The 16,317-nt window shown below is 71.0% G+C and carries 15 protein-coding genes and 2 pseudogenes; 7 read left to right on the plus strand and 10 right to left on the minus strand.

Annotation, left to right across the window (positions count from 1 at the left end; translation table 11 throughout):
* Positions 1–30: 30 nt before the first annotated feature.
* The 3 genes from KI385_RS30215 (at position 31) to KI385_RS30225 (ending at position 2,619) form a co-directional block, all read left to right on the plus strand.
* The gene (locus KI385_RS30215; protein ID WP_238577921.1) at positions 31–648 is read left to right on the plus strand and encodes a GTP-binding protein; all 618 of its coding nucleotides are present in this window, start codon (positions 31–33) and stop codon (positions 646–648) included.
* A gap of 100 nt (positions 649–748) precedes the next feature.
* Positions 749–2,002, plus strand: coding sequence for a styrene monooxygenase/indole monooxygenase family protein (locus KI385_RS30220; RefSeq protein ID WP_238575279.1), 1,254 nt, complete (start codon positions 749–751; stop codon positions 2,000–2,002).
* Positions 2,003–2,118: 116 nt separating this feature from the next.
* The gene (locus KI385_RS30225; protein WP_238575282.1) at positions 2,119–2,619 is read left to right on the plus strand and encodes a hypothetical protein; all 501 of its coding nucleotides are present in this window, start codon (positions 2,119–2,121) and stop codon (positions 2,617–2,619) included.
* Here the strand turns inward: KI385_RS30225 and KI385_RS30230 are convergent.
* The 4 genes and pseudogenes from KI385_RS30230 to KI385_RS30245 form a co-directional block, all read right to left on the minus strand.
* Positions 2,604–3,632: pseudogene (locus KI385_RS30230) on the minus strand (chitinase); the annotation flags it as partial. The gene KI385_RS30225 and the pseudogene KI385_RS30230 overlap by 16 nt on opposite strands.
* A gap of 581 nt (positions 3,633–4,213) precedes the next feature.
* On the minus strand, positions 4,214–4,477 hold the full coding sequence (locus KI385_RS30235; protein WP_128503458.1) for a hypothetical protein: 264 nt from the start codon (positions 4,475–4,477) through the stop codon (positions 4,214–4,216).
* A gap of 63 nt (positions 4,478–4,540) precedes the next feature.
* Positions 4,541–5,302 (minus strand): TetR/AcrR family transcriptional regulator, encoded by a 762-nt coding sequence (locus KI385_RS30240; RefSeq protein ID WP_238575286.1) that lies wholly within the window; start codon positions 5,300–5,302, stop codon positions 4,541–4,543.
* A 63-nt stretch (positions 5,303–5,365) separates the two neighbouring features.
* A complete protein-coding gene (locus KI385_RS30245; protein ID WP_238575287.1) occupies positions 5,366–6,313 on the minus strand; it encodes an AurF N-oxygenase family protein in 948 nt (315 codons plus the stop codon).
* Between the two features lie 205 nt (positions 6,314–6,518).
* Here KI385_RS30245 and KI385_RS30250 point away from each other — a divergent pair, with 205 nt between their 5' ends.
* Together KI385_RS30250 and KI385_RS30255 are read left to right on the plus strand one after the other, a co-directional pair.
* Positions 6,519–7,628 carry a ferritin-like domain-containing protein gene (locus tag KI385_RS30250; RefSeq protein ID WP_238575288.1) on the plus strand — a complete coding sequence of 370 codons (1,110 nt, stop codon included), beginning with the start codon at positions 6,519–6,521 and terminating at the stop codon, positions 7,626–7,628.
* 38 nt (positions 7,629–7,666) lie between these two features.
* Positions 7,667–8,575, plus strand: coding sequence for an ADP-ribosylglycohydrolase family protein (locus KI385_RS30255; protein ID WP_238575289.1), 909 nt, complete (start codon positions 7,667–7,669; stop codon positions 8,573–8,575).
* A gap of 82 nt (positions 8,576–8,657) precedes the next feature.
* Here the strand turns inward: KI385_RS30255 and KI385_RS30260 are convergent, their stop codons facing one another.
* The gene (locus KI385_RS30260) at positions 8,658–9,548 is read right to left on the minus strand and encodes an alpha/beta fold hydrolase (RefSeq protein WP_238575290.1); all 891 of its coding nucleotides are present in this window, start codon (positions 9,546–9,548) and stop codon (positions 8,658–8,660) included.
* A 94-nt stretch (positions 9,549–9,642) separates the two neighbouring features.
* Here KI385_RS30260 and KI385_RS30265 point away from each other — a divergent pair, with 94 nt between their 5' ends.
* Positions 9,643–10,176: a MarR family winged helix-turn-helix transcriptional regulator gene (locus KI385_RS30265; protein ID WP_238575291.1), complete on the plus strand. Its 534-nt coding sequence runs from the start codon at positions 9,643–9,645 to the stop codon at positions 10,174–10,176.
* Positions 10,177–10,182: 6 nt separating this feature from the next.
* Here KI385_RS30265 and KI385_RS30270 read toward each other — a convergent pair whose 3' ends face one another.
* The 5 genes and pseudogenes from KI385_RS30270 to KI385_RS30290 form a co-directional block, all read right to left on the minus strand.
* Positions 10,183–11,019, minus strand: coding sequence for an ABC transporter ATP-binding protein (locus KI385_RS30270; protein ID WP_238575292.1), 837 nt, complete (start codon positions 11,017–11,019; stop codon positions 10,183–10,185).
* A 72-nt stretch (positions 11,020–11,091) separates the two neighbouring features.
* A complete protein-coding gene (locus KI385_RS30275; protein ID WP_425356977.1) occupies positions 11,092–11,571 on the minus strand; it encodes an HD domain-containing protein in 480 nt (159 codons plus the stop codon).
* 84 nt (positions 11,572–11,655) lie between these two features.
* Positions 11,656–13,110 (minus strand): penicillin-binding transpeptidase domain-containing protein, encoded by a 1,455-nt coding sequence (locus KI385_RS30280; RefSeq protein WP_238575293.1) that lies wholly within the window; start codon positions 13,108–13,110, stop codon positions 11,656–11,658.
* 290 nt (positions 13,111–13,400) lie between these two features.
* Positions 13,401–14,762: pseudogene (locus KI385_RS30285) on the minus strand (FtsW/RodA/SpoVE family cell cycle protein); the annotation flags it as partial.
* A 113-nt stretch (positions 14,763–14,875) separates the two neighbouring features.
* Positions 14,876–15,235: an SH3 domain-containing protein gene (locus KI385_RS30290; RefSeq protein WP_238575294.1), complete on the minus strand. Its 360-nt coding sequence runs from the start codon at positions 15,233–15,235 to the stop codon at positions 14,876–14,878.
* A 768-nt stretch (positions 15,236–16,003) separates the two neighbouring features.
* On the opposite strand from KI385_RS30290, the gene KI385_RS30295 reads away from it, so the two are divergent.
* On the plus strand, positions 16,004–16,225 hold the full coding sequence (locus KI385_RS30295; RefSeq protein ID WP_238575295.1) for a hypothetical protein: 222 nt from the start codon (positions 16,004–16,006) through the stop codon (positions 16,223–16,225).
* Positions 16,226–16,317 lie beyond the last annotated feature (92 nt).

Below are 16,317 nucleotides of genomic sequence, written 5' to 3' on the forward strand. Positions count from 1 at the left end.
TCGGCCGGGCCGACGACGACCGCCGGTTTTGTGGGGCAGGCCGACCCGGTGGCTCCGGCCGCCGACGCGGGGCTGCAGAGCTGGCAGACGGACCGTTCGCGGGCGCCGATCGCCACCAAGATCGTGGTGGCGGGCGGTTTCGGCGTCGGCAAGACCACCTTCGTCGGAGCGGTCTCGGAGATCACCCCGCTCCAGACCGAGGCGGTGATGACACAGGCCAGTGCCGATACGGACGATCTGACCGCCACCCCGGAGAAGACCACGACCACGGTCGCGATGGACTTCGGCCGGATCACCCTCGACCAGGAGCTGGTGCTGTATCTGTTCGGCACGCCCGGACAGCAGCGCTTCTGGTTCATGTGGGACGACCTGGTGCGCGGTGCGATCGGCGCGATCGTGATGGCCGACACCCGCCGCCTGGAGGACTGCTTCCCGGCCCTGGACTACTTCGAGAGCTGCGGACTGCCGTATGTCGTCGCGGTCAACCACTTCGAGGGGACCGACTCCTACGACGACGAGGACGTCCGCGACGCGCTGACCGTGCCCCCGCACGTGCCGGTAGTGATCATGGACGCCCGGAAACGGGTCACGGTGATCGAGTCGCTGCTCGCGCTGGTCGGCCACGCCCTGGAAGCCGCGCCGGAATAACCGGCCCCCGTACGGGGCCTCTCCGTCACACCGGCGCACCCCGCACACCCCTCACACCCTTCACCCCCGAACATCAGCAGTAGCAGAGAAGAGTGCCGCCATGCGGAAAATACTCATCGTCGGAGCCGGCCAGTCCGGTCTCCAGCTCGCCCTCGGCCTCCAGTTCCAGGGCTATGAGGTCACCCTCATGTCCAACCGCACCGCCGACGAGATCCGCTCCGGCCGGGTCATGTCGACGCAGTGCATGTTCGACACCGCGCTCCAGAACGAGCGTGACCTCCAGATCAACTTCTGGGAGAGCCAGGCCCCGCGCATCGAGGGCCTGGGGGTCTCGGTCGCCGCGCCCGGCAGCCACGCGGAGCCCGGCGGATCGCAGCGCGCCATCGACTGGGTCGGCAAGCTCGACGGCTACGCCCAGTCCGTCGACCAGCGGGTCAAGATGGCCGGCTGGATGGAGACCTTCGCGCAGCGCGGCGGGCAGCTCGTCATCCATGGCGCGGCCGTATCCGACCTGGACTTCTTCGCGAGCCGCTACGACCTGACCCTGGTCTCGGCCGGCAAGGGCGAGCTGGTGTCCATGTTCGGCCGCAACGCCGACCGTTCCCCGTACGACGCCCCACAGCGCGCGCTCGCCGTCGCCTACGTCCACGGCCTGGGCCCGCGCCCCGAGCACCCCGAGTACGACGCGGTGCGCTGCAACCTCGTCCCCGGCGTCGGCGAACTCTTCGTCATGCCGACCCTCACCACCTCCGGCCGCGCCGACATCCTCTTCTGGGAGGGCATCCCCGGCGGCCCGCTGGACGTCTTCCAGACCGTCAAGGACCCCAACGAGCACCTGGCCACGACGCTGGAGCTGATGGAGAAGTTCCTGCCCTGGGAGTACGCCCGCAGCACCAAGGCCGAGCTGACCGACGCCAACGGCACGCTGGCCGGCCGCTACGCCCCGACCGTGCGCAACCCCATCGGCCGGCTGCCCTCCGGCGGTCTGGTCCTCGGCGTCGCGGATGTCGTCGTCGCCAACGACCCGATCACCGGCCAGGGCTCCAACTCGGCCTCCAAGTGCGCGGCGTCCTACCTCGCCTCCATCGTCGAGCGCGGTGAGCAGCCCTTCGACGAGGACTGGATGCAGAGCACCTTCGAGCGCTACTGGAACACCGCTTCGCACGTCACCAAGTGGACCAACGCGATGCTGGCCCCGCCGCCGGAGCACGTACTGAACATCATCGGCGCGGCCGGCCAGCTCCAGAGCGTCGCCGACCGCTTCGCCAACGGCTTCAACGACCCGTCCGACTTCGAGAACTACTTCTACGACCCGGACAAGGCGAACGCGTACCTGGCGTCGCAGACCGGCTGACCGGCTGAGCTGCGCCGACCCCGGCGGGCGGGCGAGGCCCGTACGCCGGGGTGCGCTACCTTCACCCCGTTCGCTCCGCTTCGGAGCGTGAGGGCCGCGGGGGCCGCGGGGGCATCATGCGAGGCAACGGGACGGTCCGGCGCGGACTGCGGTTCGGCATGCGGGTGGGAACGTTCCATGCGGTGGGGTTCGCCATCCCGTGCGGCCTGGCGGGGCTCGCCGCCCTGGTGTCGCGGGCGCCGGTCGACTGGTTGTTCGGGCTCCAGCGCGCCACCGCCGCCATCGGGGGCAGCCTGGCCGTGGGCGCGCTGCTCGGTCTGGCCACCGGCGGACTGCTGGTCGTCCTCCCCAGGTGGATCACCGCGCGTGGACTGCTCCGCGGTCTGCTGACGGCGGTGCTCGGCGGTGCGGTGTACACGGGGGAGACGGTCGTGGTGGCGGTGGCCACCGACGTCGGCTACCTGCCGGTACTGCTGAGCTGCCTGGGGTGGCCCATCGTCGCGGCGGTGACCGCGGCACACAGCGGGGACATCGCGGGCCTCAGCCACTACCACCCGTGGCTGTGGGAGTCCCGTGGCCGGACGCCTACCGGCGTATGCGCTCAGCCGCCGAAGTAGCCGCCGAAGTAGCCGTCGAAGTTCTTCTGGAACTCCCAGTTGCCGTAGCGGTCCCAGTTGACCGACCAGGCCATCAGCCCGCGCAGATCGGGCCAGGCGCCGTGCGGCCGGTAGCCGCCGCAGTCGGTGTTCTTGGTGAGGCAGTTGAGGGCCTTGGTGACGTCGGCGGGGGAGGTGTGGCCGTTGCCCGCGTTGACGGAGGCCGGCAGGCCGATCGCGACCTGGGAGGGCTTCAGGGGCGGGAAGGGATTGTCCTTGTCGCCGGCCACCGGGAAGCCGGCCAGCAGCATGTCCGTCATCGCGATGTGGAAGTCCGCGCCGCCCATGGTGTGGTACTGCTCGTCCAGGCCCATGACCGGGCCCGAGTTGTAGTCCTGCACATGCAGCAGGGTGAGGTCGTCGCGCAGTGCGTGGATGACCGGGAGGTAGGCGCCGGCCCGCGGGTCCTGGCCGCCGAAGGGGCCCGAGCCGTAGTACTGGTGGCCCAGCTGGACGAAGAAGGTCTCCGGCGCCATGGTGAGGGTGAACTTCTCGCCGTACTTGGCCTTGAGGGTCTTCACCGCCGAGATCAGGTTCACGACGGCGGAGGTCTTCGGGTTCTTGAAGTCGGTGTCACCGGTGTCCAGGGACAGCGAGTGACCCTCGAAGTCGATGTCCAGGCCGTCCAGTCCGTAACGGTCGATGATCGCGCCGACCGATGCGACGAACGTGTCCCGGGCCGCGGTGGTGGCCAGCCGGACCTGCCCGTTCTGCCCGCCGATCGAGATCAGCACCTTCTTGCCGGCCGCCTGCTTGGCCTTGACCGCGGCCTTGAACTCGTCCTCGGACTCCACTCCGGGGCACTCGTTCCGCGGACAGAGCGAGAAGCGGATGTCGCCGGAGGTGGTGGAGGTCGGCTCGCCGAAGGCCAGATCGATGATGTCCCAGCTGTCGGGGACGTCGGCGAGCCGGGTGTAGCCGGAGCCGTTGGCGAAGCTGGTGTGGAGATAGCCGACGAGGGCGTGCGAGGGGAGGGCGACGGCGGGCCGCGCGGCGCTCGCCCCGGGGGTGATTCCCAGGACGGACACGGCGCCGGCGAGGGCGGCGGATATCAGCAGGGGGGAACGGAGGCGCATGGGGGCTGCTCCTTTTGCCGACGGCGCTACGAGGGGGTGCGCGCGGGTCGAGTGGGGAGGGGGCCGCCCCTGAGGGGTGGGGCCTGCCGGAGAGGCGCGGGGCGGCTCCCTGGGCAGGCAGCAAACAGGACTAGGGCCTGTCCGATGGGTCATGGCCGGGCCCGCGGCGTCTGGCACGGCACTCCCCCAGCTAACGCTGGGAGGTGCCCCCACGCGGCGTTGTCGAAACGTCCCAATAGCTCCGCTATCGAGCCGCTCCGGCGCCTTGCGATGCAGCTCGGCATCCGAAGGATGAATCAAAGAGCCGAGACGGAGCGAGCGGTGGGGGCCCCTCCCGCGCCCTTAAGGCGTGGGGGAGAGTGCAGTGCACCAGACGCCGCGGCCTTTCCGACCCTGACCCATCGGACAGGCCCTAGACCACTGCTGTCAATGGTCCGGACCAGATGGGTGACGAGGGTGTGCGTCCGGGGCAGGAGGGCTCAAGGGGTCTTTCGCCAGGGCCACTTGAGGCCGCCCGACGGCTTGCCCTCCGGGTCGTACTCGTACTTCCACCCCTTCGGCAGCCCCAGGCGTCCCACCCGCCCCGGGACCCGCCGGTAGACATGCAGCGTGGGCGGCCGCCCGTCGTCGTGGGGCACCGGGACCTCGTACGTCTTCGGTGGCTGGCCGGTCATCCCGAGCAGCACCGGCAGGACCCGGCCGTCCAGCGGCCCGCCGACGAAGAGGGTGTTCTCGCTTCTCACACCCTCAGTCTCACACCACCGGGCGCGCGGCCAGGCCCCGGGCCGCCGGGGCGCGCCGAGCGGTCACCGCGGCGGAGCCGCAGGTCGCAGCAGGTGTGCGGCGTCGGTCACGACGGGCAGTATGCGGCCGGCCAGATCGCCGGCCGGGCCGTCGGAGGTCTCCAGCGCCAGCGCGGCGCGGGTCACCCGTGCGGTCTGCGGATCCCGGGCCGCGGTCGCGGTCAGCAGCGCGATGAAGTGGTCGACCAGCCAGTCCCGCAGCTCGTCGAGGGCGGGCTGCTTGTCCTCGTCGAGCCAGATCAGGGACGCGGCCTCGACGGCCGTGATCCACATCCGGACGGTCATCCGCAGCCGCAGGCCCGGTTCGGGCTCGCCCAGATGCCGCAGGATCTGGTCGGCCGCGGCACGCCGTACCTCGTCCACGATCGCGGACGTACGGGTGGTCTCCACGACGCTGCCGCCCTGCAGCAGGGCGCTGAACCCGGCGTCGTGCTCGTCGACGAACGCCAGATAGCGGTCCAGGGCGCGGGACAGCCGCTGGGTGAGCGGGCCGGTCTCCGGCTCGGCGAAGCAGCGCTCCAGGATGTCGGCCGCGCTGCGCAGCGCGGCCTCGTACAACTGCTGCTTGCCGCCCGGGAAGTAGCGGTAGACGAGCGGGCGCGAGACCTCGGCGGCGGCCGCGACATCGTCCAGCGAGACATCCTCGGGCGCGCGCTGCGCGAACAGGCCGAGCGCGGCGGCGAGCAGTTGGCTGCGGCGTTGCTCGACGCTCAGCCTGCGATAGGCGGGTCGGGGTACTGCTGGGGCGGTGCCGCTGCCGTTCATGAGCAGCAGCGTAACCGCCCCGGATTTCGGTTCGCACATGTGCTCGTGCCTCCGGCGGACGCTTCAGGCCAGCAGGCCCGAGCTGCGCCACAACCTGCGGCCCATACCGCGCAGTACGCCGATCTCGTCGAGGAAGTCGGTCAGCCGCCGGGCGCCGGACTGCATCACCTCACGGCGGTGACCGCTGGCCCTCACCTGGGCGACGGCCTCGCGCTTGTCCAGCCCGACATTGGCGTAGACGTCGGGATTGACGAAGGCGATGGAGAAGACCCGTGCCGCCTCGCCGGAGCTGATGCGGGTCAACTCCCGTTCCCAGCGCGGCGCGGTGACCATCTGGCGGCGCAGCTCCTCGCGGGCGTAGCGGACATGCCGGGCCTCCTCGACGACATGGATCCGGGTCACCCCGCGCACGATGGTCTGTACCCGCTCGTCCGGGAAGGTCAGCCGCTGCATCCAGTCCAGGATCTCCTCGCCGAGCAGGGTGCAGGCGAACGAACCCGGGGTGGTGGAGACCGTCTTCAGGACGCGGGCGAGGTTGTGGTTGAGCCGGGAGACCGGGTACGTCGGCGCCCCGCCCTTCTGGATCATGCGGGCGAACATCTTGGAGTGCCGGCACTCATCGGCTATCTCGGTGAGCGCGTAGCGGACATGTGCGCTGGTCACCGGCTTGTCGTAGATATGCCGTACGAGCAGCTGCATCAGGATGATCTCGAACCAGATGCCCAGCGAGGCGAGCGAGGCGGCCTCGTGCCGGGAGAGATCCTGCTGCTGCTCCAGCGACATCTTCTTCCACAGGGGCGTGTCGTAGAGCGAGACCAGCTCCGGCGGCCAGAACCACTTGCCCGCTTCGAGCGGCGCGTCCCAGTCGAGTTCGGTGTCGGGGTCGAAGGAGTGCTTGGCGGAGGAGTCGAGCAACCGCTCGGCGACCTGTTCCCGGTCCTTGAGCAGACCGAGGGCGTCCCGCAGGACTTCGGTGTCCGTCACGGTCATTGCGGTGGGCGCGCTCGTCATGGCTGTGGCTACCTCGCTAGTGGGTCAGGGACTGTCCGGCGGATCAGGGTCGGACAGGCCCTGTCCGCGGTCAGCTCTTATGAGACTGCTTGTCAGCAAGCTCGTCAATCCCTCGTGCACGAGTTATTGACCCGCCGGTAAGAAACGTGTGAGCCTGCCAACCACCGCCCATGGCAAGGCGTTTGGCGAGCCGAGGAGGCGCCCCGTGTCGACCCGAGACCTCTATGTGCAGGATCCTGGCGACCCGCTGTGGAAGGTGCCCGCCTCCGGCGCGGCCCGCTTCAGCTGGGAGTACGACGACGGACGCGACCGGCTGCTCGCGCTCTATCAGAAGGGCAAGGACAAGCAGTGGGACGCCAATCTGCGGATCGACTGGGAGCTGGAGGTGGATCCCAGGGATCCGCTCGGCACCCCCGATGAGTCCATGTCCCTGTACGGCACCAAGTACTGGGACAAAATGTCCGAGAAGGACCGCGGCGATCTGCGCCAGCACTACACCTCCTGGCAGTTCAGCCAGTTCCTGCACGGCGAGCAGGGCGCCATGGTGTGCGCGGCGCGGATCGTCGAATCCGTCCCCGACCTCGACGCGAAGTTCTACTCCGCCACCCAGACCATGGACGAGGCACGGCACGCCGAGATCTACAGCCGCTTCCTCCAGGAAAAGATCGGGATGCTCTACCCGGTCAACGACAACCTCCAGGCGCTGCTGGGCGACACCCTCAAGGACTCCCGCTGGGACATGCCGTACCTCGGTATGCAGGTGCTGATAGAAGGCCTGGCGCTGGCCGCCTTCGGCATGATCCGCGACACCACCACCAAGCCGCTGCCCCAGCAGATCCTCGCGTACGTCATGCAGGACGAGGCGCGCCATGTCGCCTTCGGGCGGATGGCGCTGCGTGAGTACTACAAGCAGCTCACCGATGCCGAACTGCGCGAACGCGAGGAGTTCGTCATCGAGGGCTGTTATTTGATGCGCGACCGGCTGCGCGGCCTGGAAGTCCTGGAGAACTTCGGCATTCCCCCCAAGGAGGCCGCCGAATTCACCGAGCGCTCCGAATTCCTGCACCTCTTCCGGAAGCTGCTCTTCAGCCGCATAGTGCCGTGCGTGAAGGACATCGGCCTGTGGGGCGAGCGGCTGCAGCGCGCCTATGTGGACATGGGCGTCTTCGACCTGGGCGACTCCAATCTCGATCTGCTGATGGCCCAGGACGAGGAGCTCGCCGAAAAGCTGGACGCGGAACGCTTCGCCGCCGAGGAGGAGGCCCGTACGGCGGAGGTCGCGGCAGCGATCGCGGAGGGAGCGGGGGAGGGCTGAACGGGGCGGGTCATCGCCCCGCGTGGCAGGATTCGGCCATGGACGACCACCCCCACCGGGCCGCGGTGCGCGGCAGCATCGAAGGCCTGGCGTTCGGCGACGCCTTCGGGGAGCGCTTCTTCCCGCTGTTCCGTCCCGTGGACGCGTCCCGTGAGCTGATCGCGGCGCGCCGCACCCCGCCCGACCCGCGCTGGCACTGGACGGACGACACCGCGATGGCGCTCGCCCTCCTGCGCGTGCTCCGGAAGTACGGAGAGGTGGAACTCCAGCCGCTGGCAAGGGAGTTCGCCGAGACCTACCGGGCGGACGCGGGCCGCGGCTACGGCTCGGGCATGCACGCCCTGCTGCCCCGCGTCGCCGCATCCCCCGCCGCGTGGGAGGAACTGGCGTCCGCGCTCTTCGGCGGCGAGGGCAGCCTTGGCAACGGCGCGGCCATGAGAGTCGCCCCGCTGGGCGCCTGGTTCCACGACGACCTCGACCGCGTCATCGAGCAGGCCGCACGCTCCGCCCAGGTCACCCACGCCCACCCCGAAGGCATCGCGGGCGCGATCGCGGTGGCCGTGGCGGCGGCCCTCTCGGCACGCGGCGAGCCGCCGGCGCTCGCCGCCGTCGCCGCCCTCACCCCCGACGGGCCGGTACGGCAGGGCCTGCTGCGCGCCGTCGGCCTGCCACGGGAGACCGACCCCGTCGAGGCCGCCGAGACGCTCGGCAGCGGCCGCCGGATCCGCGCCGACGACACGGTCCCGTTCGCCCTGTGGTGCGCGGCCGGCCACCCAGACGACCTGGAGTCCGCCCTCTGGACCACCGCGGCCGGCCTCGGCGATGTGGACACCACCTGCGCCATCGTGGGCGGGGTGGTCGCGGCCCGTACGGGGGTGGTGGCGCTCCCCGAGGAGTGGCGGGAGCGCCGGGAGCCGCTGCCGGCGGGGGTCCTTCCGGCTCCTTAAGGACCTGGGCGGGGGCCCTCCCTGCTCCTTAAGGGCTTGGGTGGGGATTCCTCCCGCTTCTGGGCGGTGGCCGTGAGCCGGCTCAGGCCGTCAGGAAGTCGAGCACCCGCCGGTCGAGTTCCTCGGCCCGGCCGTCCGGCAACGAGTGATGGCTGACGCCCGCCACGGTCTCGATCCGTACGTCCGCCGGCGTCCGCCCGGCCCCTGCGGCGACCCGCCGCAGATCATGCGCCCGGCTGCGCTCCGCCAGCAGCACCAGGACCGGCACCCCGGTCCCGCCCAGCCGGGCGGCGTCCGGCCGCGGCCCGGTGACCACCTTCGCCCCGCGGAACGCGAGGGCGCCCAGCCCCATCAGCCGCACCAGTTCCGGCGCGAGCGGCGCGCCCCGGGTCTCCCATGCCAGGAACCGCCGGGTGCTCCGCTCCCCGGGCCGTACGAACAGCGGCAGCGCACGCAGCAGGTACGACGCCCGATACCCGGCGAAACACTGTGTCGGGTCGAGCAGCACCAGCCGGTCCACGCGGTCTCGCGCATGCACCGCGTAACTCAGGGCGACCCAGCCGCCGTACGAATGCCCCAGCACCGCGGCCGAGTCCAGACCGAGCCCGTCGAGCACACCGTCGAGCCAGGCCAACAGATCCTCCGGCCGCCGCAGCGCCCGCCCACAGGGCAGGCTGAGCCCCGGGGCGCCCATCTGGTCCACCGCGTAGACCCGGTGCGTACGGGAGAGCGCGCCGGCGTTGGCGTACCAGACGGCCGAGGTGACGCCCCCGCCGTGCAGCAGCACCAGCGGCGGACCGTCGGCGGGACCACAGGCGTTGACGCGGGTGGTCCCGAACTCCGATACCAGATCGAGCCGTTCCACCGGGACCGGCCACAGCGCCATCGCCTGCTCGTAGGCGGCATGGAAAGCGGCACGGGAGGTGGCTGAGGCGGTGGGGGCGGGAGCGTCTGCGGTGATGTCTGCCGGCATGGTGCACATCCCCTCGTTCGGCAAGTATCTCGCTGAACGAGATAATAGGGGGGATGGTTGGGTGAGGCGTCGGAATGAGGAAAGGCGGTCGGCCATGGTGGATCTACCGGAACCGGACGGAATGGATCTGGTCCATCTCCTGCGCGAGGTGACCCTCCGACTGGACCTCGCGGGAGCGCAGTTCGCCGGCCGCAACGGCCTGCACCCCACCGATCTCCGTGCGCTGATCGGCCTGCTGGACGCGGCCCGCGCCGGCACCGAGTCGACCCCCGGCCGGCTCGGCGCCGGGCTCGGCCTGAACTCCGCCGGCACCACGGCACTCATCGACCGCCTGGAGCGGCTCGGTCTGATCCGCCGGGTCCGCGACACCCGCGACCGGCGCCGCGTCCTGCTGGAGGTCGACGAGCGCGCGGTCGCCCTGGGCCAGTCGTTCTTCGGCCCGCTGATCGACCGCACCCTCGCCCTGCTCGCCACCTTCGAGCCGGGCGAACAGGCCGCGATCCGCCGGTTCTTGAGCGGGGTGCGGGACACGGTCGGGGAGGGGGAGACGGCCGGGGAGGGGGACACGGTCGGTGAGAGGGAGACTGCCGGGGAGGGGGAGACGGCCGAGGCGGCGGACAGACCGTAGGGAGGGTCAGCCCTGGCGCCTGCCCGACCTGGCCAGCCAGCGCCCCTCGTGCCGGGACACCTCGATCGGGCGGCCGAAACAGGCCGTCATCCGCTCGCCGGTCAGCACCGCGTCCACCGGGCCGCGCGCCTGTACCCGGCCGTCGCGCAGCAGCAGGGCGTGGCCGATCGCCGGGGACAGCTCCTCCAGGTGGTGGGTGACCGTGATGGTCGCCAACTCCGGGCGCCCCAGGGCCAGTCGGTGCAGCGCGTCGATCAGATCCTCGCGGGAGGGCAGGTCGAGCGCGTTGAACGGCTCGTCGAGCAGCAGCAGCGAGGGATCGGCCATCAGCGCGCGGGCGATCAGGATCCTGGCCCGCTGGCCGCCCGAACACACCCCGTACGGGCGGTCCGCCAGCTCCTTGCAGTCCAGTTCGGCGAGCAGCTCATGGGCGCGCTCGCGGGTGGCCTCGTCGTACTTGCGCCACAGCGGCTGCACGGTCCCGGTCGCGCCGGTCAGTACGACCGTGTGGCCGGTCGCGTCCTGCGGAACCTTCTGCGCGCTGGAGACCAGCCCGATGACGGCGCGCAGCTCACGGACGTCCACCGAGCCGAGCCGGTGGCCGAGCACCTCGACGGTGCCCACGGTGGGGAACATCTGCGCGCCGACGAGGCGCAGGACGGTGGTCTTGCCGGCGCCGTTCGCACCGAGCAACGCCCAGTGCTCGCCGGAGCGTACGGTCCAGTCGAGGGAGTCGAGGATGACCTGGCCGGTGGTGTGGCGACGGACGCCGACGCCCTCCAGGGCGGCGATCACACGCGCTGCTGCGGGCTCAGGGCGCTCCAAGGGCTGTGTAGAGGTCATCGCCGCAGACTAGCTGTGTACGACATCTTTCTGCGCGGGTGTCCGATGCGCGGAACCCGGGGAGGGGAGGGGTCAGGTCAGCCCCAACAGGGCCCGTACCTGTGCGTACTTCGCCGTCAGCCGCTCCCGCGTCGGCGCGTCCAGCACGGCCAGCCGGGCCGGATCGGCGTTGTGCGCGAGATCGGACTCCTTGATCAGCAGCGCGCCGGGCGTGGCCAGGATGCGCGCGGTGTACTCCTCGACCGGCTCACCGGCCCGTTTGGTGACGGCCAGGACCATCGCCTTGGTCGCCTCGCTCAGCGCCGCGCCGGCCAGCCACTCCTGGCTCAGCGCCTTGTCCTCGACCGCGTCGTGCAGCCAGGCCGCCGCGATCTGCTCGTCGCTGCCACCGCGTTCGCGTACGCCCGCCGCGACCGCGGCCAGATGCTCGGCATACGGGCGGCCCGCCTTATCGGTCTGCCCCGCGTGCGCACGCCGGGCCAGCGCCGCCACCTCGGCCAGGGACAGCCGCGGCGGCCGGGCGGGTGTCATGGGCGGGTTCGCGTCAGCCATGCGGCCATTGTGACCCGGGCACGGAGTACGCGGCACGGAGCGCCGGGCACAGGGCACCGGGCATGGTCGAGAGGGAGACGCACCTCAGCCTGCCGCCGCCGCCATCACCGCCCGCGCGATCGGCGCCGCGCTCCCCCCGCCACTGATGTCCTCGCGATCGGCGGCCGCGTCCTCGACGACCACGGCCACCGCCACCGTCGGCTCGTAGGTGTCCTTCTCCCTCGCCCAGGAGATGAACCAGGCATACGGCGTGCCCTCGTTGCGCACGCCGTGCTGCGCGGTGCCCGTCTTGCCGCCGACCGTGAGGCCCTTGATCGCGGCCCGCCGGCCGCTGCCGTGCGCGACGACGTCGATCATCATCTCCTGCAGCTGCTGCGCCGTGGCGGGACCCATCGCCTCGCGGGTGGGGCGGTGCGGACCGGCCGCGACCGTGACACCTCGGGCGTCGGTGACCTTGTCGACGAGGTACGGCGGCATCAGCTGCCCTCCGTTGGCGACCGCCGCCGAGACCATCGCCATCTGGAGCGGCGTGGCGGCGGTGTCGTACTGCCCGATGGCGGACAGGGCGACCTGCGAGGGGTCCATCCGGGTATCGAAGTTGCTCGGCGCCACGCGGGAGGGGATCCGCAGCCGGCGGTCGTTGAAACCGAACCGCCGGGCCGCTTCGACCATGCCGCGCAGCCCGACCTCGGCACCCAGCCGCGCGAAGACGGTGTTGCACGAGACCAGGAAGGCGTCCTTGAGCGGGGCGTCCTCACAGCCCCTGGCCGCATTGCCGAGCCGGGTGGCGGTGCCGGGCAGGGTGTAGGGATCGGGTGAGTCCGTACGGGCGTCGATGTCGGTGATCTTGCCGCTCTCCAGCGCGGCCGCCGCGGTGACGACCTTGAAGGTGGAGCCGGGCGGATAGGTCTGCCGGAGCGCCCGGTTGAGCATCGGCCGCTGCTCGGCACCGTTCAGCCGGCGCCAGGCCTCGCTGACCGCGGGGCTGTTGCCGGACAGCTCACCCGGGTCGTACGAGGGCGTGCTGACCAGTGCCAGGATCCGCCCCGTACGCGGTTCGACCGCGGCCACCGCGCCCTTCTTGCCGCCCAGCCCGTCGAACGCGGCGCGCTGCATCTTGGGGTTGATGGTCGTGTGGACGCTGCCGCCCGCCCGGTGGGTGCGGGTCAGATGGTCCCACCAGGGGAAGGTGGCGAGCCGGTCGTCGGCGCCCGAGAGGATGCCGTCCTCGGCCCGCTCCAGCAGCGAGGTCCCGTAGATCTGCGAGGAGTAGCCGGTGACCGGCGCGTACAGCGGACCCTCGGTGTACGTGCGCTCGTAGCGCAGCCGGCCACGGCTGTCCCGGGACCCGGTGACCGGACTGCCCGCGACGAGCACCGCCCCGCGCGGCTTGTCGTAACGGACGATCGGCACCCGGCGATTGGCCGTATTTCCGGCATAGCCCTCCGCCTTGAAGACCTGCACCCGGGCGGCGTTGACCAGCAGCGCGACGAGGAGAAGGAAGGTGAAGGCGGCGGTATGCCGGATACAGCGGATCAACGGCCGGCCTCCGGGGCGGGGGCGTCGTCGGCGGAGGCGGGCGTCGTCGGCGTCCCGTCATCCGCCTGACTCGGCTTCTGCGCCCGACTCGGCTTCTGCGCCCGACTCGGCTTCTGCGCCTGCCCGCTCCGGGGTGGCCGGCTCTGGTTCTGCTCGCTCTGGGTCTGCTTCATGAACCCGGCCACCCAGCTCCCCGACCCGAACACGGCATCGCTTCCCGCCCGGCGTACGGCGTCATCACTCCCCGCACCGGGCCCCGTCCCACTCCCTGCTCCGCTCACCGCCCCGTTCCCCGCCCCACTCCCCTCCGGCCGTGGCGCCCGCGCCCGGTCGCTGATCCGCAGCAGCAGCGCGATGATGATCCAGTTCGTGACGACGGACGACCCGCCCTGCGCGAGAAACGGCATCGCCATCCCCGTCAGCGGGATCAGCCCCATCACGCCGCCGGCGATGACGAAGACCTGGAGGGCGGGCAGCGCGGCGAGGCCCACGGCCAGCAGGCTGCCGAACGGGTCCCGCAGCCCGAGCGCGGCACGGTAACCGCGCGCCACCAGCAGCGCGTACAGCAGGAACAGCGCGGTGAGCCCGGCCAGCCCCAGCTCCTCGCCGAAGGTCGCCAGGATGAAGTCGGACTTCATGGCGAAGCCGATCAGATACGAGTGGCCCTGGCCGAGGCCGGTGCCGAGCAACCCGCCCTCGGCGAACGCGAACAGCGACTGGGCGAGCTGACCGGGCCCATTGCCCGCAGCGATACCGGCGAACGGATGCATCCAGTCCGCGACCCGGCTGTGCACATGCGGCTCCAGCTTGCCGACGGCGGTCGCCCCGGCACCCGCCAGGATCAGCCCGATGGCGATCCAGCCGGTCCGCCCCGTGGCCACGTACAGCAGCACCACAAAGATCCCGAAGAAGAGCAGCGAGGTGCCCAGATCGCGTTCGAGGACCAGCACCGCCACGCTGACCAGCCAGATCGCGACGATCGGACCGAGCACCCGGCCGGTGGGGAGCCGCAGCCGCCCCATACGGCGGCCGGTGTGCGCCAGCGCGCTGCGGTTGGCGGCGAGATAGGCGGCGAAGAAGACGGTGATCAGAACCTTGGCGAACTCTCCGGGCTGAATGGAAAATCCGGCGATACGGATCCAGATCTTCGCCCCGTTGATGGCCGGGAACAGAATCGGCGCGACCATGAGCAGCAGCGCGAGTGCCGCACAGACGTAGGCGTACCGCTGGAGCATGCGGTGGTCGCGCAGCAGCAGCACCACCGCGATGAAGAGCGCGACCCCGACGGTCGACCACATCAGCTGGGTGGGCGCGGCGTGGTCGGCCGGGGTCTCCAGATCGAGCCGGAAGATCAGTACGAGCCCGAGCCCGTTGAGCAGCACGGCGGTGGGGAGCAGCAGCGGATCGGCGTACGGGGCGCGGAAGCGTACGGCGAGATGCGCCAGCAGCGCGAGCCCGCCGAGCCCCGCGCCGTAGCGGGCCGCACCGGCCGGGAGGGCATGCCACCTGGCGAGGCCCACGACGACATACCCGCAGACGCTGATGAGGACGGCACCCAGGAGGAGGGCCAGTTCGATGCCTCGCCGCTTGGGCAGTAGCGGCAAGGGTGGGGGAGCGTCCGCCGGGCGCGCCGCGGCCGCCGACCTTGCCATTGCCGTCATGCCTGGCAACGTAGCAAGCGGCGGCCGCTATTTCCGTTATGTCGGATACGACGTTCGGGGCGTACCCACTCTCCTCGGAACGGGCCGGGCGCCGGTTAGGAGGCTCAGCACCACCGCGGATCCTCCCCGTCGTTCACGATGTCGCGCACGGAGGACCAGGCGTACGAGGCATCGCTGAGCTTGTACCAGACCGGGTTGCCCCTGACGCGCTGCCCGTTGAGCCTGCAGGTGATGCCCACGACCGCCCCGTACTCCTTCGAACCGACCGTGCTGTAGTGGGTGCTCGGCCCCGTACGCACCACCAGGCCCGACCTGGCGACGACCCGGCCCTCGTACAGGGCGCGGTCCTCGCCTTCGCCCTCATCGTCGTCGGCCGCCACTGCCGGGCCGGCCACCACGGCGCCGGCCAACGCACCGGAAACGACACACAGACCAAACTTGCCGGACTTCGACTTCGGAAACATGCGCTTCCTCCTGCGAAGGGGAGAGCCCTAGGGGAATCCCTGCGGGGTGAATCGAGTGGAGTCGCGGGTGATCGAACGGAGTCGCCGGGCGTCGCTTGACGGACGGGTCGGGGCCTTGTGCCCCGCCGGCGCGGTGCCTGTTGCACCCTTCCCCGGCTGCGAGTGCGGCCTCCGGCTTCCCTCTGCCCTGCGCACCGCTGTCTCGCGCCGCGTCACGCCGCCTACCTCGCTCCCCTCTCACGCTAGAGAGACCCCGTAGGGTCCGCAACTCATCACATTCCGTAATGAAACCCTCCGGCCGCCGAGCCCCGGCAATCCACCCCGGGGCACCAAGCGCCACCGACCCCACCACCCGGCCCCCAACTCACCTCCCTCGGCGCCCCTTTTGCACCCCCGATCAAGCCCCCGGAGACCCCGCCGCCCCGGTCGCCCTCACCGCCCCGCCATTCGCACCGTGCGGTGACCCGAACACCCACCCGCACACACCATCGGGCGACCCTCGCGGCCCACTCACCGGCATCGCACCGCCCCGCAGCCCGCCACTCCTTCCGTTCGCCAAAACGGAACGAGTCACCCCGCTCCCCGGAATGCGCTTTGCTGCTCCCCATGCCGACCGAAGAAATCCCCGCCGCCCAGGCGGACCTGCTCCACCGCATGTATGAGATCTTCAACACCCAGGACGTCGACGACTTCACCCGGGCCGAATTCCACCCGGACGTCGACTGACCGAACGTCCTGGAAGGCAAGCGGATCCACGGCATCGACGGCGTGCTGGCCTACTGGAAGCGCCAGTTCGCCGTCGCGCATCCCCTCGTACGCATCGAGGGAATGGCCGCGGAGCCGGACGGCCGCATCGCCGTCCATGTACGCAAGGGCCTGCGGGACGCGAACGGCGACCACTGGTCCGACGGAATCATCGACCACGTCTACACCTTCCGCGACGGCAAGGTGGCGCACATGGAAGTACGCGAAGGTACCGGCCCCGCATAGCGGCAGGCGCCGCCACCGAGGGGCGCGCGCAGGCGCAGGCGTGTCCAGCGCCGGGCGCCCCGATGAGAGGTTCCCCGGACCGGAGGCCCGCC

This window comes from Streptomyces inhibens (assembly GCF_022221585.1).
Lineage (GTDB): Bacteria > Actinomycetota > Actinomycetes > Streptomycetales > Streptomycetaceae > Streptomyces > Streptomyces inhibens.

What these genes read in the sequence shown, in the direction of transcription:
- KI385_RS30255 (WP_238575289.1), top strand. Translation starts at nt 7,667, where the DNA reads ATGGACGACCACCCCCACCGGGCCGCGGTGCGCGGCAGCATCGAAGGC.
- KI385_RS30240 (WP_238575286.1), bottom strand. Translation starts at nt 5,302, where the DNA reads ATGAACGGCAGCGGCACCGCCCCAGCAGTACCCCGACCCGCCTATCGC.
- KI385_RS30260 (WP_238575290.1), bottom strand. Translation starts at nt 9,548, where the DNA reads ATGCCGGCAGACATCACCGCAGACGCTCCCGCCCCCACCGCCTCAGCC.
- KI385_RS30290 (WP_238575294.1), bottom strand. Translation starts at nt 15,235, where the DNA reads ATGTTTCCGAAGTCGAAGTCCGGCAAGTTTGGTCTGTGTGTCGTTTCC.
- KI385_RS30275 (WP_425356977.1), bottom strand. Translation starts at nt 11,571, where the DNA reads ATGGCTGACGCGAACCCGCCCATGACACCCGCCCGGCCGCCGCGGCTG.
- KI385_RS30245 (WP_238575287.1), bottom strand. Translation starts at nt 6,313, where the DNA reads ATGACGAGCGCGCCCACCGCAATGACCGTGACGGACACCGAAGTCCTG.
- KI385_RS30225 (WP_238575282.1), top strand. Translation starts at nt 2,119, where the DNA reads ATGCGAGGCAACGGGACGGTCCGGCGCGGACTGCGGTTCGGCATGCGG.
- KI385_RS30220 (WP_238575279.1), top strand. Translation starts at nt 749, where the DNA reads ATGCGGAAAATACTCATCGTCGGAGCCGGCCAGTCCGGTCTCCAGCTC.
- KI385_RS30265 (WP_238575291.1), top strand. Translation starts at nt 9,643, where the DNA reads ATGGTGGATCTACCGGAACCGGACGGAATGGATCTGGTCCATCTCCTG.
- KI385_RS30270 (WP_238575292.1), bottom strand. Translation starts at nt 11,019, where the DNA reads ATGACCTCTACACAGCCCTTGGAGCGCCCTGAGCCCGCAGCAGCGCGT.